Annotated in this window: 26 protein-coding genes; 16 read left to right on the top strand and 10 right to left on the bottom strand. The window is 58.7% G+C overall.

All coding sequences use genetic code 11. From position 1 onward, the window contains the following. The first annotated feature begins 142 nt into the window (after positions 1–142). Positions 143–499, top strand: coding sequence for a response regulator (locus ACYQ6M_RS18110; RefSeq protein ID WP_055658168.1), 357 nt, complete (start codon positions 143–145; stop codon positions 497–499). A 355-nt stretch (positions 500–854) separates the two neighbouring features. Then, positions 855–1,568 (top strand): Crp/Fnr family transcriptional regulator, encoded by a 714-nt coding sequence (locus tag ACYQ6M_RS18105; protein ID WP_209017681.1) that lies wholly within the window; start codon positions 855–857, stop codon positions 1,566–1,568. A gap of 130 nt (positions 1,569–1,698) precedes the next feature. On the opposite strand, the gene hemN is transcribed toward ACYQ6M_RS18105, so the two are convergent. After that, positions 1,699–3,072, bottom strand: a complete 1,374-nt coding sequence (hemN, locus tag ACYQ6M_RS18100) for an oxygen-independent coproporphyrinogen III oxidase (RefSeq protein ID WP_206904960.1) — start codon at positions 3,070–3,072, stop codon at positions 1,699–1,701. A gap of 92 nt (positions 3,073–3,164) precedes the next feature. On the opposite strand from hemN, the gene ACYQ6M_RS18095 reads away from it, so the two are divergent. Together ACYQ6M_RS18095 and ACYQ6M_RS18090 are read left to right on the top strand one after the other, a co-directional pair. Then, a complete protein-coding gene (locus ACYQ6M_RS18095; protein ID WP_460074831.1) occupies positions 3,165–3,911 on the top strand; it encodes a glutathione S-transferase family protein in 747 nt (248 codons plus the stop codon). Positions 3,912–4,011: 100 nt separating this feature from the next. Next, positions 4,012–5,061 carry an AbrB family transcriptional regulator gene (locus ACYQ6M_RS18090; RefSeq protein WP_075281397.1) on the top strand — a complete coding sequence of 350 codons (1,050 nt, stop codon included), beginning with the start codon at positions 4,012–4,014 and terminating at the stop codon, positions 5,059–5,061. Positions 5,062–5,124: 63 nt separating this feature from the next. Here the strand turns inward: ACYQ6M_RS18090 and ACYQ6M_RS18085 are convergent, their stop codons facing one another. Further along, a complete protein-coding gene (locus ACYQ6M_RS18085) occupies positions 5,125–6,447 on the bottom strand; it encodes an aminotransferase class I/II-fold pyridoxal phosphate-dependent enzyme (RefSeq protein WP_460074830.1) in 1,323 nt (440 codons plus the stop codon). A 101-nt stretch (positions 6,448–6,548) separates the two neighbouring features. On the opposite strand from ACYQ6M_RS18085, the gene ACYQ6M_RS18080 reads away from it, so the two are divergent. Beyond that, positions 6,549–7,430, top strand: a complete 882-nt coding sequence (locus ACYQ6M_RS18080) for a LysR family transcriptional regulator (RefSeq protein ID WP_460074829.1) — start codon at positions 6,549–6,551, stop codon at positions 7,428–7,430. A 23-nt stretch (positions 7,431–7,453) separates the two neighbouring features. Here ACYQ6M_RS18080 and ACYQ6M_RS18075 read toward each other — a convergent pair whose 3' ends face one another. Beyond that, a complete protein-coding gene (locus ACYQ6M_RS18075) occupies positions 7,454–8,359 on the bottom strand; it encodes a DMT family transporter (protein WP_460074828.1) in 906 nt (301 codons plus the stop codon). A gap of 393 nt (positions 8,360–8,752) precedes the next feature. Here ACYQ6M_RS18075 and ccoN point away from each other — a divergent pair, with 393 nt between their 5' ends. The 9 genes from ccoN to ACYQ6M_RS18030 all read left to right on the top strand — a co-directional run bounded on the left by ccoN (position 8,753) and on the right by ACYQ6M_RS18030 (position 17,519). Continuing rightward, on the top strand, positions 8,753–10,408 hold the full coding sequence (gene ccoN / locus ACYQ6M_RS18070; RefSeq protein ID WP_023001744.1) for a cytochrome-c oxidase, cbb3-type subunit I: 1,656 nt from the start codon (positions 8,753–8,755) through the stop codon (positions 10,406–10,408). A 14-nt stretch (positions 10,409–10,422) separates the two neighbouring features. Next, the gene (gene ccoO / locus ACYQ6M_RS18065) at positions 10,423–11,157 is read left to right on the top strand and encodes a cytochrome-c oxidase, cbb3-type subunit II (protein WP_460074827.1); all 735 of its coding nucleotides are present in this window, start codon (positions 10,423–10,425) and stop codon (positions 11,155–11,157) included. Positions 11,158–11,162: 5 nt separating this feature from the next. Next, positions 11,163–11,318: a cbb3-type cytochrome c oxidase subunit 3 gene (locus tag ACYQ6M_RS18060; RefSeq protein WP_006933670.1), complete on the top strand. Its 156-nt coding sequence runs from the start codon at positions 11,163–11,165 to the stop codon at positions 11,316–11,318. A gap of 3 nt (positions 11,319–11,321) precedes the next feature. Further along, the gene (gene ccoP / locus ACYQ6M_RS18055) at positions 11,322–12,200 is read left to right on the top strand and encodes a cytochrome-c oxidase, cbb3-type subunit III (RefSeq protein WP_023001742.1); all 879 of its coding nucleotides are present in this window, start codon (positions 11,322–11,324) and stop codon (positions 12,198–12,200) included. 171 nt (positions 12,201–12,371) lie between these two features. Beyond that, on the top strand, positions 12,372–13,835 hold the full coding sequence (gene ccoG, locus ACYQ6M_RS18050; RefSeq protein ID WP_075281454.1) for a cytochrome c oxidase accessory protein CcoG: 1,464 nt from the start codon (positions 12,372–12,374) through the stop codon (positions 13,833–13,835). Between the two features lie 10 nt (positions 13,836–13,845). Then, positions 13,846–14,358, top strand: coding sequence for a FixH family protein (locus ACYQ6M_RS18045; RefSeq protein WP_023001740.1), 513 nt, complete (start codon positions 13,846–13,848; stop codon positions 14,356–14,358). Between the two features lie 10 nt (positions 14,359–14,368). After that, positions 14,369–16,615: a heavy metal translocating P-type ATPase gene (locus ACYQ6M_RS18040; protein WP_460074826.1), complete on the top strand. Its 2,247-nt coding sequence runs from the start codon at positions 14,369–14,371 to the stop codon at positions 16,613–16,615. A 7-nt stretch (positions 16,616–16,622) separates the two neighbouring features. Continuing rightward, positions 16,623–16,775 carry a cbb3-type cytochrome oxidase assembly protein CcoS gene (gene ccoS / locus ACYQ6M_RS18035; RefSeq protein WP_023001738.1) on the top strand — a complete coding sequence of 51 codons (153 nt, stop codon included), beginning with the start codon at positions 16,623–16,625 and terminating at the stop codon, positions 16,773–16,775. Between the two features lie 72 nt (positions 16,776–16,847). Then, the gene (locus ACYQ6M_RS18030) at positions 16,848–17,519 is read left to right on the top strand and encodes a methyltransferase (protein WP_460074825.1); all 672 of its coding nucleotides are present in this window, start codon (positions 16,848–16,850) and stop codon (positions 17,517–17,519) included. A 30-nt stretch (positions 17,520–17,549) separates the two neighbouring features. Here the strand turns inward: ACYQ6M_RS18030 and ACYQ6M_RS18025 are convergent, their stop codons facing one another. After that, positions 17,550–17,750 (bottom strand): hypothetical protein, encoded by a 201-nt coding sequence (locus ACYQ6M_RS18025; protein WP_023014640.1) that lies wholly within the window; start codon positions 17,748–17,750, stop codon positions 17,550–17,552. 257 nt (positions 17,751–18,007) lie between these two features. Here ACYQ6M_RS18025 and ACYQ6M_RS18020 point away from each other — a divergent pair, with 257 nt between their 5' ends. Further along, positions 18,008–18,538 carry a response regulator gene (locus tag ACYQ6M_RS18020; protein ID WP_023001735.1) on the top strand — a complete coding sequence of 177 codons (531 nt, stop codon included), beginning with the start codon at positions 18,008–18,010 and terminating at the stop codon, positions 18,536–18,538. Between the two features lie 33 nt (positions 18,539–18,571). Here ACYQ6M_RS18020 and ACYQ6M_RS18015 read toward each other — a convergent pair whose 3' ends face one another. Beyond that, the gene (locus ACYQ6M_RS18015; protein ID WP_139314026.1) at positions 18,572–19,012 is read right to left on the bottom strand and encodes a hypothetical protein; all 441 of its coding nucleotides are present in this window, start codon (positions 19,010–19,012) and stop codon (positions 18,572–18,574) included. Here ACYQ6M_RS18015 and aroQ point away from each other — a divergent pair. Then, entirely contained in the window at positions 18,999–19,442 is a 444-nt protein-coding gene (aroQ, locus tag ACYQ6M_RS18010) for a type II 3-dehydroquinate dehydratase (RefSeq protein ID WP_055658186.1), read from the top strand. The two genes, ACYQ6M_RS18015 and aroQ, sit on opposite strands and share 14 nt — an antisense overlap. Positions 19,443–19,487: 45 nt before the next feature. Here the strand turns inward: aroQ and ACYQ6M_RS18005 are convergent, their stop codons facing one another. The 5 genes from ACYQ6M_RS18005 to urtD form a co-directional block, all read right to left on the bottom strand. Continuing rightward, positions 19,488–20,240: a sugar transferase gene (locus tag ACYQ6M_RS18005; RefSeq protein WP_228869449.1), complete on the bottom strand. Its 753-nt coding sequence runs from the start codon at positions 20,238–20,240 to the stop codon at positions 19,488–19,490. A gap of 279 nt (positions 20,241–20,519) precedes the next feature. Then, positions 20,520–21,827: a UDP-glucose dehydrogenase family protein gene (locus tag ACYQ6M_RS18000; protein WP_055658191.1), complete on the bottom strand. Its 1,308-nt coding sequence runs from the start codon at positions 21,825–21,827 to the stop codon at positions 20,520–20,522. 328 nt (positions 21,828–22,155) lie between these two features. Then, positions 22,156–23,442: an ArgE/DapE family deacylase gene (locus ACYQ6M_RS17995; protein ID WP_460074824.1), complete on the bottom strand. Its 1,287-nt coding sequence runs from the start codon at positions 23,440–23,442 to the stop codon at positions 22,156–22,158. Between the two features lie 175 nt (positions 23,443–23,617). Continuing rightward, positions 23,618–24,313 carry an urea ABC transporter ATP-binding subunit UrtE gene (gene urtE / locus ACYQ6M_RS17990; RefSeq protein WP_460074823.1) on the bottom strand — a complete coding sequence of 232 codons (696 nt, stop codon included), beginning with the start codon at positions 24,311–24,313 and terminating at the stop codon, positions 23,618–23,620. A gap of 114 nt (positions 24,314–24,427) precedes the next feature. Then, complete coding sequence (urtD, locus tag ACYQ6M_RS17985) at positions 24,428–25,174, bottom strand: urea ABC transporter ATP-binding protein UrtD (RefSeq protein WP_023001728.1); 747 nt, start codon at positions 25,172–25,174, stop codon at positions 24,428–24,430.

Raw genomic sequence — 25,174 nt, 5'->3', positions numbered from 1 at the left:
GCCGGGTTCAGGTGAACGGCTGGAATGCATTTCCGAATGACCGGCATGCCGAAACGTATTTCTGCGTACATCCGGCAAGCAAAATATCGCGTATGTATGATTGATCGTCTGCGTTGGGGGCTGGCCTTGAGGATCTACATTCGTGGTTGTTCACATTGTTGAAGATGATGAAGCAGTCGCCGATGCATTGGCGATTGCGCTCGAAGATCTCGATCATCATCCGATAACTTACAAAGATGCGGAGAGTTTTTTCGCCGGCGGAATTCCTTCGTCGGACGATTGGGTGATCGTGGACATCGGCCTTCCCGACAGATGCGGCACGGATGTCGTTCGTGAACTCATGGGCCTGCCAACACCTCCGAGCATCCTTGCCATTTCCGGCAAGTCGAGAGTGAACCTGTTGCAGCAAATTCGTGAGCTTCCGGGGCTCAAGATTCTGAGGAAACCGCTGTCGATAGACATGCTGACGGCGGCCATGGCTCAGAAGGCGATCATCTGATCTCTCCTCCTGCTTGAAGCAATTTCAGAAAATTGAGTGTTCGAGATTGAGCGCCGCCGATTTTGGCGGCCGTTGGCTTCACGCGCCCAAAACGCGCAGGCGGTCCCGGCCTGATTAGACCTTAGTCGGCTGCGTCGTTACGGCTCATATGTAGTTTATCTTACGCAGTCGACCGAATTACGTTGTGTGCATTCCGCGTTTTAGAGTGCATCCTGCAAGCTGCGGGGTGTCGGACGGGACACCTGCAAGCAGTGGTCGATTTTTCGAGCGGTGCGGAAATGGAAGCACCAAGGAATGGAGATCACCCGCTGACGTAGCAAATGAAGGCCGTGCCACAGGCACGAAGGAGGGACATATGGCTTATTTCGACGCGGGTACCCCCGGCCAGGGCGCAGCACCAAGAATGACAGGTGCTCCCATCTGCACACCCAGCAAGACATCGTTTTCGGAATTTGGCGGCAAGGCTGTCCAATACGACACCCATGCGGTGATCTATTACGAAGGCGATCCCGCAAAGCGGCTCTATGAGTTGGTGAAGGGCTCGGTGATGCTTTACAAGCTGCTGCCGGACGGACGCCGCCAGGTTGTCGAAGTCCTTCGTCCCGGTGACATTTTCGGTCTAGCCGGCAGTGACGAGAACGACTGCACCGCCGAAACACTCACCAATGCCGAAATTCAGGAAATCGATCTGAAGCAGGTCGAACGTTCCGATGCGCTTCAGCGCACGCTCACCAGATGCCTGACCAACCAGATGCGCGTGCTGCACGAGCATGCGGTTCTGCTTGGCCGCAAGTCCGCTGTCGAACGGGTTGCAAGCTTTCTGATGCATCTCGTTCCGGATCGCGGTGGTGTCGGCTGCGTTGGGCCGATTGAGGACAGCGACGACGGGTTCGACCTGAGACTGCACATGACCCGGCAGGAAATCGCCGACTATCTGGGTCTGACCATCGAGACTGTCAGCCGCGTTGTGTCCGATCTGAAACGCCGGGGCGTTATCCGCGTCGACCGCGCCGATCAGATCCATCTCAACAAGGTCTGCAGCCTCTGTCAGATGACAGGTATGCACTGATCCGTTGCTTTATAGTCGACCTGGAAAGGGCTGCGATTTTCGCGGCCCTTTTTTGTTGTCGATCTTCGGCGATCCGTAAGCTGGCAAGTTCGGTATTCGGCCCCGAGGTCTCACCTTGGGGCCATTTTCTTCAAACCGCGGCAGAATGCCGAGCCTTGCCACTTGCCTGGCTCGCCGCCAGGTAGGCATCAAAGGCGGCGGCTGCGAGACGTACGTAAGGCCGTCCGGCCTCAGTTACCTCAACTCTGGCAGTTTCATTGCCTACTTCCAGACGGACCAAGCCGTCGGCGGCCAGGTCCTGCAAGGCATCGAAAGCATCGTTCAAGTGGCTTGTCGGCAGGCCGAATGCGCGGCAGGCCGGCACGAGATCGCAGGCATAGTTGGTCATCAGCTCTTCGATGATCCGCGCCCGCAAACGGTCGTCGGCAGAAAGCGCCAAACCCTTGGATACCGGCAATTCGCTCGCCATGATTGCCCGGCGCCAGTTGCCGACATCAGACATGTTCTGAACATAACCGGCAGACAGACGTCCGATGGAGGAGACGCCGAAGCCAACGAGTTGTTCGCCCTGGTCCGTCGTATAGCCCTGGAAATTGCGCTTCAAGGAGCCGTCCGAAAGGGCGATGGCCATGCTGTCGTCCGGCCGGGCAAAATGATCAAGCCCGATTGCGACATAACCGGCCTTGAGCAGTTCTGCGCGGGCGAGGTCCGCAAGGGCCAGCCGTTCGGCGGCATTCGGCAAGGTGCTTTCGTCAATCAGGCGCTGGTGCTTGCGCATCCAGGGCACATGGGCATAGCCGAACAGGGCAATGCGCCCGGGTGCCAGCGAGAGCGTCTTTTCCACCGTATCGAGTATCGTTTCCGGCGACTGGCCGGGCAATCCGTACATCAGGTCGAAATTGAGTGCGGTGACACCGGCTGCTGTCAGAAACTCTACGGCCTGTTTGACGACCCTGTAGGGCTGAAGACGGCCGATGGCCTTTTGAACGTCGGGATCAAAGTCCTGAACGCCAAGGCTGGCACGGTTCACTCCGATGATGGCCAGCGTCTCGGCGAGCTGTTCTGTAACAAGCCTCGGATCGAGTTCGATGGCATGTTCCAGGTCCGGTGCAAGGTCGAAATTGACACGCATCAGGCCGGTGAGGTCGATCAGGCTCTGCCGTGGCAGAAGGCTGGGTGTGCCGCCGCCCCAGTGAATGTGCCGGACAGGACCGGCATTCGGCATGTGCCCGGCAACCAGATTGATTTCCTGGCCGAGTGTCGCTGCATAGGCCTTGAGCGGCGCATCCTGACGGGTCGCCTTGGTATGACAGCCGCAATAATGGCAGAGCTCACGGCAATAGGGGACATGCAGGTACAGCGAAAGCGAGTCCTGCGGCGAAAGCGCCTTGAGCCAGTCCGCATAAACGCCGGCCGTTACGCCGTCATGAAAATGCGGTGCTGTCGGATAACTTGTATAGCGCGGTACGTTGCGCATGGCGTAGGAGAGCGGATCTTTCATCATGTGTCGATCTATCCGTCCTTCGCCCGGTCGTGCCTTGATATCGCTCAAGTCCAGCCGTTTGAAAGACACGCAATTCGATGGAGAGCTTTGGGGTGACCGATTTGCTTGTCGCAAATAAACCGACCCGGAAACCTGAGGGTCTGGAGCGCTATCGCCTGCACGGTTCGCCTGACAGCGCCAATTTCATTGTCAGGATGATACTGGAAGAACTGGGCCTGCCCTATGACTACGTGGCTGTTGACAGGTTGATCTCCGAACAGAATTCGGAAGCATATCGGCAGCTCAATCCCCAAGGTTTGATCCCGGTTCTGGAAGTGCCGGGTCAGGATGCCCCCATGTTCGAAACCGCCGCGATCGCCCTGCATCTGGCAGATGCGCAAGGCTGTCTGGCCCCGGCGCCGGCCTCTCCACAGCGCGGCCGATTTCTGAAATGGCTGTTTTTTCTCTCAAACACCCTGCATTCCGATCTTCGGATCTCCTTCAAGCCGGAAAGATATGTTCGCGAACCGGAGGCAGCTTTGAGCCTTCACGCCGGGCTGACCCAGCGGATTGCGGGCAGTTTCGCACATCTGGAAACTGAACTTGCCACTTGGAGCGGACCATTTCTCCTGGGGCAGGACCTTTCCATCCTCGACCACTATCTTGCTGCCTGTGCCAGGTGGGCGCAGATCTATCGTAATGAAGGCAAGTGGTCCCTGGCGGCGACGCCGCACCTGCGCGCCCTGTGCGAACGGCTGGAAATGCGCCCGGCGATACACAGGGCCTGTGAACTGGAAGGAATTGAGGGTAAACCTTTCACAGAGCCCCGTCCTGTACAGTTGCCGGGGACAACCGCCTGATAAAATACAGGCCGTACATGTTGATCCATGCAATCAACCATGCGCTGGCCGATCAATCCATTTATAGCTCAAGGAGCCATTCCAAGCTCAACGGTTCCCGATGCCTGCCAATTCGTTTCAATCTGCCGCCGGAAGACTTGCGGTCACACTTCTCATTGCCGCTGCCGGAGGAGCAACATTCAACCTGTTCGGGCTTCCCGCGGCCTGGCTGTCGGGCGCCATGGTCTTCGTTGCCATCGCGACGCTTGCGCAAGTGCCGACGCTCATGCCGGTCCCGCTGCGAGACGCGCTCTTCGTCATGATCGGCATCTCCATGGGGGCAGGTGTTCATCCCGATATCGTTGACCGGGTGGCGGAGTGGCCGGTGTCAATGGCCATGCTGATCGCTGTCATGGTGGCGGTCACGTTCGCGGGCTACGCGGTTCTGCACTACGGGGCAAAATGGTCCAGGGAAACGGCCTATTTCGGCGCCATTCCCGGTGCACTTTCCTATGTCATAGCCCTTGCCACCGAACGAGGGGCGGACCTTCCGCGTATCGCCTCCAGCCAGTCCTTGCGTCTGTTCGTTCTGGTGGCCGTGCTGCCTTTCGCCGTTGTGTCCTCCGCAGAACCGGCGGGCGGTGGTAGCGGCACGATTTATGTTTCCGGTCTCAAGGACTTCCTGATCGGGATACCGCTCTGCCTCGCGGCAAGCTGGCTTGCCATCAAGGCCAGAGTTCCGGGGGGCGGTCTGACGGGTGCGTTTTTCATGAGTGCGGGCCTCAATGCGTCCGGCCTCTTGGTCCTTGTGCTGCCGGGCTACATCGTGCTGCCGTGTTTTGTCATGATGGGCGCTCACATCGGTTGCCGCTTTGCGTCCATGACACTGCGCCAGTTTCTCAGCGTGCTCGGCGCATCCATGGCCGCCTTTGCGGCAGCGTTCCTGACCTCGCTTGCCGGGGCGTGGATCGTTGCCGAACTGGTGGACATTCCCTTTGGCCAGGCCCTGCTTGCCTATGCGCCGGGCGGACTTGAGGTGATGACGCTGCTCGCCTTCATGCTGGATCTCGACCCGGCCTTTGTGGCTGCGCACCAGATCGCCCGCTTTACCGGAATGGTGCTGCTGCTGCCTTTCATCACCGGACTTGTTCTGGGGCGTCGAAGCAACTGATCCTGCTTGGCGGTCCTGAGTGCGGAACAAAGAACCGCCGATCTGCAGGTTGAGTGACGCTTCTCAAGGGTGGATGAAGTGGAGCGTGTTGAAACTCCGGCGCCATTTGGCCACGCGTCCTGCCATCGCTGACGGATCGTTCGATCGCAGCGCTTCGGCTATCAGTTTGGCCAGCTCTGGCATGTCGACCGTCGTCATGCCCCAACGGACCAGTTCCGGTGTTCCGAACCTCAGGCCGTTCATGTCACCGGCGACGGGCGGTATCGGCAGTCCGATTCCGCACGCCAGAAATCCTGCCTGGCGAAGCTTCTTCGAAGCTGCCTGACCGCCGCCGAAGGCTGCCGCTTCCAGGGCAAACTGATGTGAAGCGGTTGTCCCCTTAGGGGTTGAAAACACCGGCATTCCCTCTGCTTCGAGAGCAGCGGCGAGCGCACCGGCGCTGGCGGCCATTTCGGCTGCGTAGGCCTTGCCGAAATCGCGCCAATCCAGAAGGGTGATGGCGAGCGCGGCAGACTTTGCAACGTCAAAGTTGGCTGTCAGCCCTGGAAAGGCAATCTTGTCGAGCTTGCGGGCAAGATCCTGGTCATTGCTGACGATCAGCCCGCCAGCGGGACCACCCAGGCTCTTGTAAGTGCTCATGGTCATGAGATGTGCGCCTTCCGACAGCGGATCGGAAAAGACGCCACCGGCAATCATGCCGCACTGATGGGCTGCATCGAACAGGACAAAGGCGCCGACCTCATCGGCGATGGCCCGAATTTCTTTTACCGGGTGCGGGAACAGGTTGAGGCTCATGCCGATGGTAATCAGCTTCGGCCGGACCTTCAGGGCCAGGGCGCGCAGACCTTCCAGATCGATTGTGTAGCCGTCGGCATCGACGGGTGCTTCGTGGATATCCAGGCCATAAAGACCGGCACAGCCTGGCGCATGGTGAGTGACGTGGCCACCGACGGACGCAGGCGGTGCGATGATGGCGTCGCCCGGCTTTGTGGTTGCCATGAATGCATAAAGATTTGCCAGCGCGCCCGAGGCGACCCGGATTTCCGCATAAGCCGACCGGAAGATTTCGCAGGCAAGGTTCGCTGCGATCACCTCGATTTCCTCGATGGCTTCGAGGCCCATCTCATATTTGTCACCCGGGTAGCCGAGCGAGGGACGGGACCCCATGCCGCTTGCCAGCAAGGCTTCGGCGCGCGGGTTCATCACGTTGGTCGCGGGGTTGAGATTGAAGCAGTCTTTCTCGTGGATGGTCCTGTTGGCCTCGGCCAGCGCTTCGATGCGCGCGGCAATTGCTTCGGATCCGAGAGGCGAAGTTGCCTGGGTGATCTCGTCGATACGGGTGGCAGCCACAGCGGGGAGCCAGGGGCATTTGTCTTGCGCGGTCATGTCGGAACTCCGGTTCTATTTGGACAAAGTGTCCATCTCCGCTTGTGTTCGCGCAAATCAGATTTTAGAAATTCAAGGGCTAGAAAAAATAGGTCTTGCAGATGTCGGTAGCTCCTCCCGTCCCCAGACTGCCTTCGCTGAACGCACTGAGAGCGTTCGAAGCGTCCGCGCGCCTCGGTGGGTTTGCACAGGCCGCGGCGGAACTGCAGGTTACACCCGGAGCCGTCGCAGCGCAGATCAAGGCGCTGGAGCAGGAGATCGGCGCGGCGCTGTTCGTGCGGCATGCCAAGGGGGTCCGCCTGACGGCCACTGGTCAGCGGGCACTGCCGGGTTTTGTCGCCGCATTCGACCAGCTTGGAACTGCGGTGCGCGACCTGAGGCGTGATGCTGCGCCCGGCAGGATACACATCGCGGCCCTGCCGGCGCTGGCGCAGCTTTGGCTGGCCCCCAGACTGCCGCAGCTACGCGAGAAGTTGCCGGAGATCGACATTTCGGTCACAGCCCTTGAAACACCGCCGAACCTGAAGCGGGTGCCATTCGATCTCTGCCTTTTCTACTGCGACAGCGTTCCGGACAACGGGATCGCGTTTTCGGGAGACGAATTGCTGCCCGTCTGCACACCGGCCCTTGCAAAGGCGCTCAAACGGCCTGGTGATCTGAAAGAGGCGGTTTGTTTGACGGACACGGCCTGGGCAGACGATTGGCGGATATGGGCGGATGAAGCTATGCCGGGCGAGGGGTTTGCGCCACGCGGACCTGTCTTCTCGCTTTATGCTCTTGCGGTCGAAGAAGCACTGAACGGCGCAGGCGTTCTGATGGCGCACCGCTCACTTGTCGCAGATCAGCTTGCCGCCGGCACCCTGGTGGCGCCTCTTGCAGCAGTTGTCCCGCTACAGCATCAGATCTGCCTGTGGGCCCTTCCGGCAAGCCGGGGCAAAGGTGCGGCCGGTCAGGTGCTGCAGGCCTTGCGTCAGATGGGCTAGGTGCCTGAAAGGCTGTTCCTGTTTCAAGTGCGCCGGGTCTTCGCCTTGTTGCCGCGCCACAGGATGAACAGTCCCGATCCGACGATGACGGTGCAGCCAACCAGCATCTGCGCGTCGATCCGCTCGTTGAACCAGACAGCACCGAGCAGGACGCCGAACAGCAGCCGCGAATAGCGGAACGGTGTGACGGTGGCGATTTCTCCGGTGCGCATGGCCTTCATCAGGGCGCTATAGGCAAAGACACCACAGAAGACTGCGGTTCCAAGGGCGAGAAGGGCGGTTGTTTCAGGCACCACGAAGGCGGACCTGTCCCAAAGACCATAGACAAGACCGGCGATTATGATCGTCAGGAAACCGTAGAACCCGAGGATATTGGTGCTGAGGGTCGCTGGAGCAGCGCGGCTGGCAAGGTCGCGGCCGGAGAAGCCAAGCATGCCGATGACGGCCAGGACCGAAAGCAAAGAAAAGCTGTCGCTGGTCGGTCGGAGCACGATCAGGACGCCCACAAGGCCGATAAAGATTGCTGTCCACCTGCGCCAGCCGACCTTTTCGCCAAAGAACAGGGAAGCGCCCAGCACAACGAATATCGGTGTTGCCTGGAGAATGGCAGTGGTCGAGGAGAGCGGCGTCAGGGCCAACGCCAGAACATAGAACAACCGGCCGACCAGTTCGAAGGCGAAGCGAACTCGCATGACAGGCGAGAAAACGTCCCGGTTGAGAACTTTTTCGCCCGTGACTGTGGCAAGGCCGAAGAAGGCAATAGTTCCGCCGACGCCGAACAGCACCAGGATTTCCGCCACGGGCAACTGTGCCGCAGCCTGCTTCACGAAGGCATCTTCCAATGCGAAGGCGGCCATCGCAGCCACCATCCAGAGGCTGCCGATGATATTGGGATGGAGGCTTGCGCCATTTTGAGATGCAGCGTTCAAGGGAGGGGTCCCGTGTCGAGGTGGAAGGTCTTCAGCGGCAGATCAGGGGCCATCGGACGCGCCAGAAAGCATCGCCCTTCAGCGGAGGGAAGAACGGCGTAACACGTTTCCCGGTCCTTGGCTTCGGAAAACCGCAAGGCCGGCGGATGAGCAAGGGTGCCAGGACGTTGCCGCAAACCGGCCTACGTCCTTCAGGCGGGCGTCACATCCCTTTCACGGCGTGCCTTCATCTTGCCCGCGACAATTTACGCAATGCAATCTGACCTTTGGAGGCTGTTCCGACATCGCCAATTGCTGGCATGTTGATATGAATCAACGCGGCATTTTCAGAGTCGTGTGCATGGTCGTGCCATCGTTGGCACCTTGTAACGATTTCAAGACTGGGGCGCTAAAATGGCACAAAACAAGGCCAAAATGATCTCGCTCGAGGAAGGCGGCTTCGCCATCTTCCTTGTGCTGCTTGCGTTTGCCTGCATCATCGTGGCAGGCAAGACATTCGATCAGGTCATGGCATTCCACGCTGGCATAGGCGCATTGTTCGCCGCCGTCAGCGTGTTTCTGATTTTCAAGAACTACTTCGATGACGGCGGGGAAGTGATTCCGGCCGAAATCGACGGCAAACCAAACTACAACATCGGACCGATCAAATTCGGTGCGGTCGCGGCAATGTTCTGGGGCATTGCCGGTTTCACGGTCGGTTTGATCATCGCTCTTCAGCTGGCTTGGCCTGCGCTGAACTTTGATTTGCCGTGGACCAATTTCGGGCGCCTGCGCCCGCTGCACACCTCCGCGGTGATTTTCGCCTTCGGCGGCAACGTGCTGCTGGCAACGTCCATGTATGTTGTCCAGCGCACCTGCCGCGTGCGCATGCCCGGCAAGGTCCTGCCCTGGTTCGTGATCCTGGGTTACAACGCCTTCATCGTGATCGCGGGAACGGGTTATCTGCTCGGCGCGACACAGAGCAAGGAATATGCCGAGCCGGAATGGTATGCCGACCTGTGGCTGACCATCGTCTGGGTGGCCTACCTGCTGCTGTTCCTGGGAACGCTCTGGAAGCGCAAGGAACCGCATATCTACGTGGCCAACTGGTTTTATCTGGCGTTCATCGTCACGATTGCCATGCTGCACATCACCAACAACCTGACCATTCCGGTCTCGATCTACTCGACCAAATCCTACATCGTCTGGTCGGGCGTTCAGGATGCCATGGTACAGTGGTGGTACGGCCATAACGCGGTGGGCTTCTTCCTGACCGCCGGCTTCCTTGCCATCATGTACTACTTCATCCCGAAGCGCGCGGAGCGGCCGGTCTATTCCTACCGTCTTTCCATCGTGCACTTCTGGGCGCTGATCTTCATCTACATCTGGGCGGGTCCGCACCACCTTCACTACACGGCTCTGCCGCAGTGGGCGTCTACGCTGGGTGCAACCTTCTCCATCATCCTGTGGATGCCGTCCTGGGGTGGCATGATCAACGGCCTGATGACGCTTTCGGGTGCATGGGACAAGCTGCGGACCGACCCGGTTCTGCGCATGATGGTGGTTTCGGTCGCCTTCTACGGCATGTCCACCTTTGAAGGTCCGCTGATGTCGCTGCGCTCGGTCAACTCCTTGTCGCACTACACCGACTGGACCATCGGTCACGTGCACTCCGGTGCCCTGGGCTGGGTTGGCTACATCTCGTTCGGCGCGATCTACTGCCTGATCCCGTGGCTCTGGAACAAGCGTCAGCTGTATTCGCTGAAGCTCGTGAACCTGCACTTCTGGCTGTCCACGATCGGTATCGTTCTCTACATCACCGCGATGTGGGTGTCCGGTATCATGCAGGGCCTGATGTGGCGCGCCTACGACCAGCTCGGCTTCCTGGAGTACTCCTTCGTGGAAACCGTCGAGGCGATGCATCCCTTCTACATCATCCGTGCTCTTGGCGGTGCGCTCTTCGTGCTCGGCGCCGTGATCATGGCCTACAATCTCTGGATGACCGTCCGTCACGGCGAGGCTGAAGAAGCCGATGCCACGCCGGCTGGCTCCCTGGCTCCGGCCGAATAAGGGAGGGACAGACTATGTCTGCATGGAAAAAACACGAAGTCTTTGAAAAGAACTCCTTCGTTCTCTTGATCGGCATTCTGGTCATGGTCGCCATCGGCGGCCTGGTCGAGATCGCTCCGCTCTTCTATCTGAAGAGCACGATCGAAAAGACCGAAGGCGTGCGGCCCTATACGCCGCTCGAACTGGCCGGACGCAATATCTACATCCGCGAAGGCTGCTATCTGTGCCACTCGCAGATGGTGCGTCCGATGCGCGATGAAATGGAACGCTACGGTCATTTCTCGCTGGCTGCGGAATCGATGTACGATCATCCGTTCCAGTGGGGTTCCAAGCGTACCGGTCCGGATCTGGCCCGCGTCGGTGGCAAATACTCCGACGACTGGCATGTAGAGCACCTGAAGGACCCGCGCGCGCTGGTTCCAGCGTCCATCATGCCCGGCTATCCGTTCCTGGCTGAAAACCGCCTCAACACCCGGGACATCGAGTCTCACCTGACGGTCAACACCGTGATCGGTGTGCCGTATACCGAAGAGCAGATCGCAAATGCCGCATCTGACATCCTCGGTCAGGCGAGACCGGACACGGAAGCGGCTGATGGCTTCGAGGAACGCTGGCCGAATGCCACGATCCGCGATTTCGACGGCAACCCGAGGGAAGTGACCGAGATGGACGCGCTTGTCGCCTATCTCCAGTTGCTGGGTACCATGGTCGATTTCTCGATCTATGACGACAAGGCAAACGCGAGGTAAGGGCGATGAACGAGACATACTCAGCATTCGCAGGCTTCGCACAAACCTGGGGCCTACTCTACTTCATGATCCTGTTTGGCGTCGTTCTGGCCTACGCATTGTGGCCGAAGAACCGGAAAAAGTTCGACGACGCTGCTCAAATCCCGTTTCGGGAGGACTGATCCATGGCAGACACACATAACAAGGAAGTCGACCAGATCTCCGGGGTCGAAACCACCGGCCACGAATGGGACGGTCTGAAAGAACTGAACAATCCTCTGCCGAAATGGTGGCTGTATCTGTTCTACGCCTGCATTGTCTGGGCGGTGATCTACTGGGTTCTCTACCCGTCCTGGCCGCTGGTCTCCAGCTACACCACCGGTGTACTGGGTGCCAACCAGCGGACCGAGGCGATTGCTGCCTACGACAAGGGGATCTCCGACCGGTCGGTCTTTGCCGACAAGATCGTGGCAGCCTCGCTTGAGGACATCTCCACTGATCAGGAGCTGCTGCAATTTGCCCGGGCCAACGGCCAGGCAGCTTTCGGTGACAACTGTGCACCGTGCCACGGTTCCGGCGGCACGGGTGCGGAAGGTTATCCGAACCTGCAGGACGACACCTGGATCTGGGGTGGCACGCTGGATAACATCCACACCACGCTGGAATTCGGTATCAGGTCCGGTCATGACGAAGCACGCATCGGCGAAATGCCAGCCTTCGGCCGTGATGAGCTGTTGAGCCGCGAGGAGATCAATCAGGTTGCCAACTTCGTCGCATCCCGCGCGGGACTTGAGACCGACGAAGGCGTCGATCTGGCAGCGGGGCAGACCGTCTATGACGACAACTGCGCAGCCTGCCACGGCGAAGACCTGAAGGGCATTCAGGATGTCGGTGCGCCGAGCCTGCTGTCTGCCAATTACCTCTATGGCAAGTCGCTGGACGCCATCAAGGCGCAGATCAACAATCCGCGCAACGGCGTGATGCCGGCCTGGGTCGATCGTCTCGATCCGGCGACCATCAAGTCGCTGACGGTCTACGTCCACTCCTTCGGGGGCGGGCAGTAATTCCTGCGGATCTGGTGCGACAAATGCGCCAGATAGCCTGAACGATTTGATCCGGCGCAAAGTGTGACGCTTTGCGCCGGTTTATTTTGAGCACTCGCTGCTAATGGTGGGTGGCGAATGATTTTCCAAAGATCCTATTGGGGCAGGATCGCGTTGAAGAGGACGGACGGTATGTCTACGGACACCGAGACGCATGAGGGCGCGCAATCCGATGAATGGTTTGCATCAGCCAAAAAGATCTATCCCATGGCGACGCACGGCCTGTTCCGCAGGATCAAGTGGGCGCTGCTGTTCATCACGCTGGGCATCTATTATTTCCTGCCTTTCATCCGGTATGACCGCGGCCCGGATGCTCCAAGCCAGGCTGTTCTTGTCGATATGGAAGGCAGCAGGGCCTATTTCTTTTTCATCGAGATCTGGCCGCAGGAAGTTTACTACCTCACCGGTCTCCTGATTCTTGCAGCGCTGGTACTGTTCCTGATGAACGCGGTCGCTGGACGCGTCTGGTGCGGCTATCTGTGCCCGCAGACGGTCTGGACGGACCTGTTCCTCTGGGTCGAGCGCAAGGTGGAAGGCGACCGGCGCGAGCGCATCGTACTGGACAAGGACCCCTGGACCTTCGACAAGGTCCGCAAACGCGTGACAAAGCATTTCCTGTGGCTGATGATCGCCTGGTGGACGGGCGGTGCGTGGGTGCTTTACTTCAACGACGCACCGACCCTGGTATGGGAACTCCTGACCTTCCAGGCACCGATGATTGCCTATGTCTGGATCGCCATCCTGACCACGACGACCTATCTCCTCGCAGGCTTCATGCGGGAGCAGGTGTGCATCTACATGTGCCCGTGGCCGCGCATCCAGGCGGCCATGACCGACGAGAAGGCCCTCAACGTCACCTATCGCTGGGACAGGGGCGAGCCGCGCGGTTCCCTGAAGCAAAACAAGAAACTTGCCGACCAGGGCATGCCTGCTGGCGATTGCGTGGACTGCTACCAGTGCTTCCAGGTCTGCCCGACCGGTGTCGACATCCGCAAGGGAATGCAGCTCGACTGCATCCAGTGCGGCCTGTGCATCGATGCCTGCGACAACGTCATGGAAAAGATCGGCAAGCCGAAGGGACTGATCGGCTACGATACGGACGAAAACATCCAGCGCCGCCTGGAAGGCAAGGAATCGGTCTACGAGATCGTCCGCGTCCGAACGGTCATTTATGTCGGCATCATCGCCGTGGTCTGCGGTATCATGCTGTTCGCACTGCTCAATCGTGATTTCGCCGATATCAGCGTTCTGCATGACAGAAACCCGGTGTTCGTCGAGCAGTCTGACGGGTCCGTGCGCAACGGCTATACCGTGCGTCTGTCGAACAAACGCCGCCACGAGCGCCATTTCATGCTGCATGTGGAAGGCATGCCGGCCAACACGATGGTGGAAGCTGTTGGTACGGAGGACACCTTCGCCGGCCGTCCGATCATCTCTGTCGGTCCTGACACGACTCGGGAAGTCCGTATTCTCGTGACATCGCCGCCCTGGGCAAAGATGCCACATTCGACGCCGGTTACCTTCCGGATCACCGAAAGCGTCATGGGCGAAGTGGTCACAGCCAAAGACACGTTCAAGGCACCGGAAAAACCTTGAGGAGCAAAGAATGACGATGGTTCAATCGAACATGAAAGATCCCAAGGCGATCACCGGAAAGACGGTCCTGGTCTGGCTTCTTGCCTTCTTTGGCGTGATCTTTACCGCCAACGCCGTGTTCATCTATCTCGCGCTCGGGTCTTTCCCGGGCGTGGTGGTGGAAAGTTCCTATGAAGCCGGACAGGCCTACAACCAGGAAATCGCGGCCGCCAAGGCTCAGGCAGACCTGAACTGGCAGGTTTCAACCGAATTTACCCGCACCAGCAGTGCGGATGGCAAGCTGGTCGTCACGGCCAACGATGCGCAGGGAACGCCGCTTTACGGGGTGGTCCTTCATGCCCTTTTGCGCAATCCGGTTCATGACGACGCCGACGTGAAGGTCGATTTCACGGCTGACGGCGGTGGGCGCTATGTCGGCACAGTCGAGAACCTTGCCGACGGCAACTGGACACTCATCCTGGAAATCGAACAGGATGGCGAACGGAAATTCCGGTCCGAGAACCGGATCTTCGTCAAGAACTGAGGCACGTACCGTGACGGTCCATCAGCGTGATTGGCAGGCATTCGTGACGCCGGGCGAAGACGGTGCGGTCCACATGGACCTTGCCGTCGACGGCATCACCTGCGCTGCCTGCATGGGAGACATCGAGCGAGGTCTGAAACGGCTTCCGGGCATCCGGACGGCACGCGTCAACCTGACCAGCCAGCGGCTCGCCGTCGACTGGTCGGAAGACCAGACCGGGGCTGACGAGATCGTCGCCGAGCTGGAACGTCTCGGATACAAGGCCCACCCGTTTGATCCGGCAAGCCAGAAGGAGCGTCAGGACAAGACCGGCAAACAATTGCTGCGCTGCCTGGCGGTTTCCGGCTTTGCCGGTATGAACATCATGCTGCTGTCCGTTTCCGTGTGGTCGGGCAATGCCACCGACATCACCCCGGAAACCCGGGATTTCTTCCACTGGCTGTCTGCGCTGATTGCCTTGCCGACGGTTGCCTACTCCGGGCGGCCGTTCTTTCGTAGCGCCTTCAACGCCCTGGCTGCCGGCCGGTTGAACATGGATGTGCCGATCGTGATCGGCGTGACACTGGCGGTTGCCCTGTCGGTCGTCCAGACCATCCAGCACCAGCATCACGCCTATTTCGAATCCGCCGTTATGCTGTTGTTCTTCCTGCTGGTCGGGCGGTATCTCGACCACAACATGCGAGGGCGAACGCGATCCTTTGCAGAGAACATCGCCGCGCTGAAGGCGGAAGTTGCCGCGCTGATCCATCCCGACGGCGCAGTCCGTGAAGTACCGCTTTCAAAAATCGCCGCAAGCGACCTGGTTCTGGTATCGGGCGGCGAGCGGGTGCCGGTGGATGGTGTGGTTGAAACCGGTGTTTCCGAGATTGACCAGAGCCTTGTAACCGGTGAAAGCGTGCTGGTGCCGGTTGCGGCCGGTCAGCGGGTCTATGCCGGTACCTTAAACGGAGCAGGGGTGTTGCAGGTCCGGGTTCAGGCTGCTTCCGGCGCGACGTTGCTGGATGAGGTCAACCGCCTGCTGGAAGCTGCATCCCAGGCCAAATCCAAATACGTGCGCATTGCAGACCGAGCCGCCCGCCTTTATGCGCCCCTGGTGCATGGCGCGGCTGCGCTGACATTTCTTGGCTGGTTGCTGGCCGGGCTCGACTGGCAGCCAGCCCTGATAATCGCCATTTCCGTCTTGATCATCACCTGTCCCTGCGCGCTCGGTTTGGCGGTTCCTGCTGTGCAAGTGGTGGCATCCGGGCAGCTCTTCCGGTGTGGAATCCTGCTCAATTCGGGCGATGCCATCGAACGATTGTCGGATATCGACACCATCCTGTTCGACAAGACCGGTACGCTGACGCTTACCGAGCCGGACCTGTGCGGTTCCATCGATCCAGATGACGAAACGCTTGCGCTGGCCGGACGCCTTGCCCTGGCCAGTCGGCATCCCTTGTCGGCAGCCCTGGTCAAGGCAACAGGAGCGCTGCAGCCTCTGCCGGATGTCAGCGAGATATCCGGGGCGGGTCTTGAAACCCTGGTTGCCGGACAGCGTCTGCGGCTTGGCAGCCCGCTGTTCTGCGAAGCATCCGACGAACAGGTCGAGGCCGCACTGCAGTCGAACCCGGGTGCCTCTCTGCTTGCTATCCGCTTTGGCGCGGATCCTGCCCGCCTGTTGGCCTTCCGGCAACGGCTGCGGCCGGATGCCAGGGCGGTGATCGATCAGTTGAAATCAGCCGGCTACGCGCTTGAAATTGTCTCCGGGGATACGAAACCTGCTGTGGCCGATTGCGCGGCTGTGCTGGGTGTATCGGACTGGCGCTCGGGCATGAAGCCCGCCCAGAAAATTGCACGTCTCGAAGAACTCCAGGCCAGTGGCCGCAAGGTCCTGATGGTTGGCGATGGCCTGAATGATGCGCCGGCGCTGGCCGGGGCGCATGTCTCATTGTCGCCTGTCTCGGCCGTGCATCTCAGTCAGGCCGCTGCAGACGCCGTTTTTCTCGGTGACAAATTGCAGCCGGTGGCCGATGCGCTCAGGCTGTCGAAACGGGCAAGGGCGGCAATCGAGCAGAACCTCTGGATTTCGGTCGTCTACAACATCATTGCCGTGCCCATTGCCGTGGCCGGTTTCGTCACACCTTTGATGGCGGCAGCAGCGATGTCCGCATCGTCGCTGGCAGTTACCGCAAACGCACTCAAGCTGCGCTGGGGAGAGGACGGCAGGAACGCAGGGGCGAACGCACCCGCAGTGCGACAGCAACAGGCTGCTGAATGAGATCAACATGGACGTTCTGATCTATCTGATACCGATTGCACTGCTCCTGGGAGCGCTGGGGCTTGGGGCTTTCCTCTGGTCCTTGAAAAGCGGCCAGTATGACGATCTCGAAGGTGCCAAATGGCGCATCCTTGACGACGACGACCTGCCAGACAAGTAGTTGCCGGCAATCTTGACTTTGTGTTCCCGTGCGCCTAGCCCCATGCATTCCTTTAGGTAACTGGAGCTATGCATGGATTCGTTTCCGGACGCGCACAAACCGGGCTACGCCGTTTATTCCAGAACGTCGCTGGCCATCTACGATGCCCTGGTGCTGGGTTTGTCGAACCGCTGGATCTGGCGTTGTCCGAGCTCTCACCTGGTCGCGCTCTATGACCACCATGTTTCCGCCAATCACCTGGATATCGGCGTGGGCACCGGTTACTTCCTGGACAAGACCAGGTTTCCCGTTTCAGATCCAAGGGTGACGTTGCTCGATCCCAACCGGGAGTGCCTCGACAAGGCTGCTGCCAGGATTGCCCGCTTGAACCCCGTCACCGTTCAGGCAGATGCACTCGTGCCGTGGCCAAAAGATATCGGCAGTTTCAAGACAATCGGCCTCAACTACGTGCTTCATTGCCTTCCGGGCACCATGACTGAAAAGGCAGTGGTTTTCGATCATGCGGTACCGCATCTCGATGAAGGGGCAACGGTCTTTGGCTCCACCATCCTGCAAGGCGATGCGCCGCGGTCCGGTGCCGCCCGCAAGCTGATGCAGATCTATAACCGCAAGGGTGTCTTTTCAAACGAAGCCGACACGCAGGACACTTTGCGAGCGGAACTTGAAAAACGCTTTGCCGAGGTGACGATTGAAAGGATCGGGTGCGTGGCACTCTTCAGTGCCCGGAAGCCGCGCCTTGCCTGAGCCCTGCCGCGGCAAGGCACAACGGGCAGCTTAGGAGAGGACGTTGGACAGGGCCATGCCTGTGGCAAGCAGGACGAGCCCTATGCCGGCAAGCAGAAGGAGATTGTCTCTCAGTCTTGCATTTGTGCCGAGGTCGGACGGTTCATGCTCCATAGGGAGTGGGTCGTCTTCCCCGAACGTTTCAGGATCCCGGGACATGGTTCTTACAATCGTTTGCAAAAGGCTGCTCATTCAGTTCGATTTCTTGCCTGAAAGATGGGGGCGTACAATTGAAAGTCCCGTTAATATCGAACCAGCCAAAAGATTAATTGAGCGCAATATTACCAATAGGTGAAATCCCTCAGTGTATTGCGAGTAATTTCTCAGCCTTTCCGAAACTATTCAAAGTCGATGCCGCGTCGGCGGATGATTGTGGGCTCCTCGCGGCCGGAGACTAACTCATTGTTCAGACTTTCATGGCAAAGGTTAAGTCAAACAAGGAGGACTAGGTGAGCCTGGATCTTGCCTCTCTGACATTCTTGCTGGTCGAAGACAGTGCTTACATGCGGACCATCCTGCGCACCATGCTGCAGGGGTTCGGTGCGCGGCGCATTGTCGAGGCTGAAGACGGCGCGTCCGGCCTTGAAGCCATGGACCGGGCGAACCCTGACATCCTTATTCTGGATTGGGTCATGCCGATCCTGGACGGGGCGGACATGGTGCGCATGATCCGCAGCCCGAACAATCCCTTCGCCTATATCCCGATTATCATGGTGACCGCTCACACCGAGCGTAGCCGGATCGTAGAAGCGCGCCGGCTCGGCGTACACGAGCTGCTGTCCAAGCCGATCTCGGCAAAGGCACTGTATCAGCGCGTTTCCAGCGTGATCCTGCACCCGCGCGATTTCATCAAGACGGCCACCTATTTCGGCCCTGCTCCGCGCGAAATCCGGAACCGCCAGAAGATCTGGCAAGGTGGCCCCGGCCAGCCGCAACAGCAGGGCGGCGAAGGCGACGGTAACCTCACCGCGATCGGTTAAGCGTAAAATTCAGCTGAATGTGATGTGGACGCGTCAGGCGGCCGACTGTGCTGCCGCGCGATTTTCCGCTGCCGCATAAGACGATGCGCCTTGAGCTTGGGCACTTTCTGCCGCTTCGGCAAACTGCGCCAGAACGTCAAGATCAACCGTGTAGTGGTCGAGCAGGAACTGGGAAAGAACATCGATAGGGAGATGATGGTAGCCTTCGATGGCGGCCATCAAAGCTTCAAGTGTGTCCAACCGTTCGCGGAGTTTAATCATGGTTACCCGATGAGCCGATTTTTTCTCACACTGGAGTTTTATAGTTAATAATGCGTAAAACCGAGCGTCGCAAGGATGCGGGACCGCGGTATCACCTCCGATAACAATCGTCCACAAACTTTTGCCGGAAATCTTCGAATTTCTTGGTAAAAATCGCCAGTGCGGGGCAAGTTGTCGACGAAGGTCTAGGGAAAATTCAATGGCAAAAATCATCTATGTTCTGAACGGTCCGAATCTCAATCTGCTCGGCAAGCGGGAACCGGAGATCTACGGGGCTCAGACCCTGGATGACGTCCGTGCGATGTGTGAGGCCGCCGCTGCGCCCAAGGGGCTGGAGATCGCATTCCATCAGAGCAATGCCGAACACGTGCTGATCGATTGGATCCATGAGGCGAGAGAAGCGGCCGCGGGTATCATCATCAACCCGGCGGCCTATACGCACACGTCGATCGCAATTCTGGACGCATTGAATACCTGCACCTGCCCGGTGATCGAGGTTCATGTCTCCAACATCCACAAACGGGAAAGCTTCCGGCACCATTCCTACGTTTCAGCCCGGGCGGATGCGGTGATTGCTGGCTGCGGTGTGGAGGGTTACCTGCTTGCCCTGCAGCGCATGGCAACTTTGTGCGCAGACGCATGATCCCGCGTCTCTGCCCATGACACTGCTTGAGGATTTTCCGGCGGTTCAGTAGCCGTTGCCGTTGAAGAATTCCCTGGCGACCGTCGTCGCGAGGATTTTGACATCAAGGATAACCGACTGACGCTCGATGTAGGCAAGATCATAGGCCAGCCGCATACGGGCCGCATGAGGGTTTTTGGTTTCCCCGCGAAAGCCGTTGACCTGTGCCAGGCCTGTGATGCCCGGAAGCACCTTGTGGCGGTCCATATACCTGGGGTGGAAGTCCTCATAAGGCATTCCGGCGGCCAGCATGCCGGGCACATGCGGTCGGGGACCTACCAGGGACATCTCTCCTCGCAACACGTTAATGAGCTGCGGCAATTCATCGAAATTGCTCTTGCGCAGGAAGGCGCCGATCAATGTGACACGCGGATCGTTGGCAACGGTTTGCGAAATCCCGGTGCTGTCGCACTGGTTGGCGTACATCGTCCGGAACTTGAGAACGGCAAACTTCTTGCCATTCAAACCGTAGCGCCACTGACGGAAAAATACCGGTCCGCGGCTTGTCAGTTTTATTGCAACCGCAAGTGCAACAAATAAGGGAAAAAGCAGTAGAAGGCCGGCACTTGCACCGGTCAGGTCAATACATTTCTTCAGTCCGGATTGAATCACTCCGCGTGCCGGCCGGAGGTCGCGGGAGGCACGGTTTGTTGCATCGAGCAAGTCGGGGTGCGGATAGCCCCACGTCGCGAAGCCGGCAATATTCATCGCTTCGCGTCCGTGATCATCTGCTTCGTAAGATACTGTTTCGTCTGCCAAGATATGCCAGCCTCAACCCGATTTACGAGACCACTTGATGTGCGCCAGCATCCTGTCTGGAGGCGGTCGCAATCACGATCGTATCGTTAATATTTGGGTAACAAGATCGGGAAAATTGTTATCCATTAAGGGTTTGGTTACCATAGTGACGCGACGGGAGCAATGTTCCGGCGTCAAAAGTGATGTGAAATTTAATTAATTTTTAAAAAATTGAACGCCGGGCTAGGGTTAGCCCGACGTTCGCATAGGATATTAAATTCTGGAGTGGGAACCGGCCGCTTAGTAGCTGCGGCCGACGCTGGTGTACTCGAAGCCACGGGCTTCCATGTAGTCCGGCTTGTAGATATTTCGCAGGTCGACAACCTTGGGTGCAGAGACCAGAGTTTTGACGCGGTCGAGGTCAAGCGCGCGGAACTGATCCCACTCTGTAACGATTACAACCACATCTGCGTTCTCGATGGCATGATAGGGGCCATCGCAGAACATCACACCCGACATGACCTTCTCGGCTTCTTCCATGCTGGCCGGGTCGTAGGCACGGATCTTGGCACCAGCAGCCTGCAGTTTTTCCACGATGTCGATGCTCGGAGCTTCGCGCATGTCGTCCGTATTGGGCTTGAAGGCGAGGCCAAGCAGCGCGATCGTCTTGCCGCTCACATCGCCGCCCATGAATTCGATCACCTTGTCGGCCATCTTCTTCTTGCGGGCTGCGTTCACCTCGATGACGGAATCGACGATCTTCAGATCGGACTGTGCATCCGCGGCGATCCGCGAGAGGGCAAGAGTGTCCTTCGGAAAGCAGGAGCCGCCGTAGCCAGGGCCGGCATGCAGGAACTTGCCGCCAATGCGGTTGTCGAGGCCGATACCGCGCGAGACTTCCTGGACGTTTGCACCGACTTTCTCACACAGGTCGGCAATTTCGTTGATGAAGGTGATCTTGACCGCGAGAAACGCATTGGCCGCGTATTTGGTGAGTTCCGATGTGCGGCGGCGGGTCACGATGATCGGGGTTTCGTTGAGATACAGCGGGCGGTAAAGCTCACGCATCACTTCGACCGCGCGCTCGTCATCGGTCCCGACCACCACCCGGTCGGGGCGTTTGAAGTCGCTGATGGCGGCGCCTTCGCGCAGGAATTCCGGATTTGAAACGACGGCGAATTCTGCGTCAGGGTTGGTCTTGCGGATGATCGCTTCCACTTCGTCTCCCGTGCCGACCGGAACGGTCGATTTGGTGACGATCACGGTGAAGCCCTCGATCAGTCGTGCGATTTCCTCTGCCGCGGCATAAACATAGGACAGATCGGCATGGCCATCGCCTCGGCGTGTCGGCGTGCCGACGGCAATGAAAACGGCATCCGCTTTGCGGATCGCTTCTTCAGGAGCAGTGGTAAAGAAGAGGCGTTCTTCGGCAACGTTCTTTGCAACGAGTTCCTGCAAGCCAGGTTCATAGATCGGGATCTGTCCGTTGTTCAGGGCGTCGATCTTGCTTGCATCCTTGTCGATGCAGGTCACGACATGTCCGAAATCGGCAAAACAGGTTCCGGACACCAGACCGACATAGCCGGTCCCAATCATTGCAACACGCATTTTAAATTTTCCTGCTTCTGGGTGGTCTTCAGGCGCTAGTCAATCACCATAAGCCCGCTAGGTGCTGCCCGAATTACATGGACCGGCAGCAAAAGACCAGTTCGTTGAAACCGTATTGTTTGAAATTTTGAAATTCTGCTCCGTACACTACTCTGAAAAGGGACAGGATGAGGCGTCTGCAATTGCCTGAACGCGTCCCGGTCATGAAGACTAACGGAACGACACAAAAAACGGGAGCATTTTTCTGGCTAAAGAGGGGATGTGCTCCGCCGGAAGGAAGGCCCCTGTGCGAAGAAGGGCCTCCTCATTTCGGTGCAGCTGAACTGGCCTACGTCGGTGCGATGCCGCACCAGGCAGCGGTAAACAGGGCGATCGTCTTCGTCACTCTTTTCAGTGACGGCAGGTTCACGCATTCGTCTATGCCGTGAATGTTCTTTGTCAGCGGGCCATAGGTCAGGGCGGGAATGCCGCAATGGTTCACGTAAAGAGCCGCATCCAGATAGCAGGCCATGATCGACCGTTTGAGCGCAGTTTCGGACGTGATCTTGTGTGCGGCGGCGAGCGCATTTTCCGCATCGCTGCCTTCGGGAAGAAGATATCCAGCCTGACATGTCCCGATCCATTCGAGCTTTGGATTGGCTTTTTCAAGCCGGGGATCCTTCGTACCAAGCGTTTTCAGCATCTGTTCCAGGCTTGCCATCCGGTCTTGCGGGGCGTCACCCGGATAGAACCCGATCCGGCCTTCGAAACGGCATTCAAACGGGATGGACGCCGGCCATTCGCCGCCGTTGATGGTGCCAATGTTGAGGCTTGCAGGATTGCGCAGGTCGTCGAAGCCGGGATGGCTGGTCTTTTCCTCATTCCAGCGAGCTTCCAGAACCTTCAACTCATTGATGACGAGGAACGCCGCCTCGATTGCGCTGAGGCCTGACTCCGGCTCACGTGGGTGAGCCGGCACGCCCTGGACGGAGATCCGGAACTTGATGACACCGGAATTTGCATAGGTGACCTCTTCGTCTGTCGGCTCGGGAATGAGAACCGCGTCCGCTGTCGCACCATTCATGATCGCAGCTGCGGTGCCATTGCCCGTCACCTCTTCGTCGATGACGGACTGGAACTCGAGCGGTCCTTTCAAGCTGAACCCGGCAGCCTCGATGGCATCGACTGCAAAGAGATTGGCTGCGAGGCCTGCCTTCATGTCCCCCGCGCCCCGTCCGAAAAGCCAATCGCCCTCGCGCACGGCTGCAAACGGCGGATGGGTCCAGTTTGCCGGATTGGCAGTGGGCACGACATCGACGTGGGCATTCAGGATCAACGAACGTCCGCCATGGGCAGACTTCTTGCGACCACTGACGTTGAACGTGTCGGTGTAGTCGATAGTGGCTGGAGAATAGGCCGGATGAGACTGCAGTTGCGCCACATCAAGTCCATAGGTCTCGACGTCATAGGCACGGTCACGGAGAGCGTCTGCAATGATCTTCTGGACACCGGCTTCCTCACCGCGAAGGGATCTTGCCCGCACGATCTCCTGCAGGAAAGCGATCTCGTCCTCGAATGCGGCGTCAACGGCAGCGGTGATTGCGGAAATGGCTTCGTTGGAAAGTGGTTCTGACATGACGATCCGGCTGGGAAGGACGATGAGGTGGGCGATTTGCCTGCACCCTATCAACTGCACTGCCTGCGTCAAATGCGGGTAACAGCACACCTAACCCCATCATCCTTCGCGGCGCCTCCGAAGCGGCTCCCCACGATGAGGCGGAAAAGTGAGCTTTGGGAGACGTGCCCCTGGCCTAAACAGTCAGATACCGACGGACTTCCGTTTCAGAAAGGTCGGCCCCCGTGCCCGAGAGCACCACTTCGCCGCGGTCCATGACGGCATAATCGTCGGCCAGATCACGGGCGAACTCGAAATATTGTTCCACCAGCACGATGGCCATCGTGCCCTGGTCGCGCAGCCACGAGATTGCCCGGCCAATGTCCTTGATGATTGAAGGCTGGATGCCTTCCGTCGGTTCATCAAGCACCAGAAGTTTCGGACGGGTGACCAGGGCTCGTGCAATCGCGAGCTGCTGCTGCTGTCCGCCGGACAGATCACCGCCACGGCGGGACAGCATGTCCTTGAGCACCGGGAAAAGTTCGAAGATCGTGTCGGGAATGAACCGTTCCTTGCGCGGGATCGGTGCATAGCCGGTCTCAAGATTTTCCTTTACCGATAGAAGAGGGAAGATCTCGCGTCCCTGCGGCACAATTGCGATGCCTTTCTTGGCGCGGGCGTGGGCTGCCAGCGAGGATATGTCATCGCCGTCCCACAGGATCTTGCCGGCGCTGATGCCGTGCTGACCGGCCACGGCACGCAAGGTGGACGTCTTGCCGACACCATTGCGCCCCATCAGACAGGTTACCTTGCCGGTCTCGGCCTTCAGCGAAACCTTCTTCAGCGCCTGGGCGGCGCCATAATGAAGATCGATGTTTTCAACTTGCAGCATGAGCTGACTTCCCTTGGCTGATCGCGATGCGCCTTGTGGCCGTTGGTTCGTTCGTTTTCGGTACCGCCGTATCACTTCCACGAGCGACGAGACGCGAAAGACAAAGCCTACTCCTCATCGTCCGAGATAAACTTCCACGACACGTTCGTCGGCTGAGACATGGTCGAGTGAGCCTTCAGCCAGGACCGAGCCTTCGTGGAGAACGGTGACTTTGACACCCAGGGAGCGCACAAACACCATGTCGTGCTCGACCACGACGACCGAGTGATCATTGGCGATATCCTTCAGAAGTTCAGCGGTTTCGGCGGTTTCGGCATCCGTCATGCCGGCAGCAGGCTCGTCCACGAGAAGCAGCTTCGGATCCTGGGCCAACAGCATGCCGATCTCCAGCCACTGCTTCTGGCCGTGGCTGAGGTTGGCTGCGAGCTCGCTTCTCTTCGAACCAAGCCGGATCAGATCGAGCAGATATTCAACCCGCTTCTTCTCACCACCCGAAATGACATGAAACAGGGTCGCAAATGGGCCACGCGGTGCCTTGAGCGCCAGTTCCAGGTTGTCCCAGACGGTATGGCTCTCAAAAACGGTCGGCTTTTGAAACTTGCGGCCGATCCCGAGTTCGGCGATCGAAGCTTCGTCCTCGCCGGTAAGGTCCACGGTGCCGTTGAAAAAAACCTCGCCACTGTCCGGTCGGGTCTTGCCGGTAATGACGTCCATCATCGTGGTCTTGCCTGCCCCGTTGGGACCGATGATGGCCCGCATTTCACCCGGGGCAATCGTCAGCGACAATTCGTTCAGTGCCTTGAAGCCGTCGAAGGAAACCGACACGCCGTCGAGATAAAGAAGACTGGAAGATCGTGCCAT

The sequence above is a fragment of the Roseibium sp. ROS1 genome (assembly GCF_054658215.1).
This window is presented reverse-complemented; position numbering and strand designations above follow the sequence as displayed.

What these genes read in the sequence shown, in the direction of transcription:
- ACYQ6M_RS18105 (WP_209017681.1), top strand. Translation starts at nt 855, where the DNA reads ATGGCTTATTTCGACGCGGGTACCCCCGGCCAGGGCGCAGCACCAAGA.
- hemN (WP_206904960.1), bottom strand. Translation starts at nt 3,072, where the DNA reads ATGATGAAAGATCCGCTCTCCTACGCCATGCGCAACGTACCGCGCTAT.
- ACYQ6M_RS18090 (WP_075281397.1), top strand. Translation starts at nt 4,012, where the DNA reads ATGCCTGCCAATTCGTTTCAATCTGCCGCCGGAAGACTTGCGGTCACA.
- ACYQ6M_RS18085 (WP_460074830.1), bottom strand. Translation starts at nt 6,447, where the DNA reads ATGACCGCGCAAGACAAATGCCCCTGGCTCCCCGCTGTGGCTGCCACC.
- ACYQ6M_RS18080 (WP_460074829.1), top strand. Translation starts at nt 6,549, where the DNA reads ATGTCGGTAGCTCCTCCCGTCCCCAGACTGCCTTCGCTGAACGCACTG.
- ccoN (WP_023001744.1), top strand. Translation starts at nt 8,753, where the DNA reads ATGGCACAAAACAAGGCCAAAATGATCTCGCTCGAGGAAGGCGGCTTC.
- ccoO (WP_460074827.1), top strand. Translation starts at nt 10,423, where the DNA reads ATGTCTGCATGGAAAAAACACGAAGTCTTTGAAAAGAACTCCTTCGTT.
- ACYQ6M_RS18060 (WP_006933670.1), top strand. Translation starts at nt 11,163, where the DNA reads ATGAACGAGACATACTCAGCATTCGCAGGCTTCGCACAAACCTGGGGC.
- ccoP (WP_023001742.1), top strand. Translation starts at nt 11,322, where the DNA reads ATGGCAGACACACATAACAAGGAAGTCGACCAGATCTCCGGGGTCGAA.
- ccoG (WP_075281454.1), top strand. Translation starts at nt 12,372, where the DNA reads ATGTCTACGGACACCGAGACGCATGAGGGCGCGCAATCCGATGAATGG.
- ACYQ6M_RS18045 (WP_023001740.1), top strand. Translation starts at nt 13,846, where the DNA reads ATGACGATGGTTCAATCGAACATGAAAGATCCCAAGGCGATCACCGGA.
- ccoS (WP_023001738.1), top strand. Translation starts at nt 16,623, where the DNA reads ATGGACGTTCTGATCTATCTGATACCGATTGCACTGCTCCTGGGAGCG.
- ACYQ6M_RS18030 (WP_460074825.1), top strand. Translation starts at nt 16,848, where the DNA reads ATGGATTCGTTTCCGGACGCGCACAAACCGGGCTACGCCGTTTATTCC.
- ACYQ6M_RS18025 (WP_023014640.1), bottom strand. Translation starts at nt 17,750, where the DNA reads ATGAGCAGCCTTTTGCAAACGATTGTAAGAACCATGTCCCGGGATCCT.
- aroQ (WP_055658186.1), top strand. Translation starts at nt 18,999, where the DNA reads ATGGCAAAAATCATCTATGTTCTGAACGGTCCGAATCTCAATCTGCTC.
- ACYQ6M_RS18015 (WP_139314026.1), bottom strand. Translation starts at nt 19,012, where the DNA reads ATGATTTTTGCCATTGAATTTTCCCTAGACCTTCGTCGACAACTTGCC.
- ACYQ6M_RS18000 (WP_055658191.1), bottom strand. Translation starts at nt 21,827, where the DNA reads ATGCGTGTTGCAATGATTGGGACCGGCTATGTCGGTCTGGTGTCCGGA.
- ACYQ6M_RS17995 (WP_460074824.1), bottom strand. Translation starts at nt 23,442, where the DNA reads ATGTCAGAACCACTTTCCAACGAAGCCATTTCCGCAATCACCGCTGCC.
- urtE (WP_460074823.1), bottom strand. Translation starts at nt 24,313, where the DNA reads ATGCTGCAAGTTGAAAACATCGATCTTCATTATGGCGCCGCCCAGGCG.
- urtD (WP_023001728.1), bottom strand. Translation starts at nt 25,174, where the DNA reads ATGGCACGATCTTCCAGTCTTCTTTATCTCGACGGCGTGTCGGTTTCC.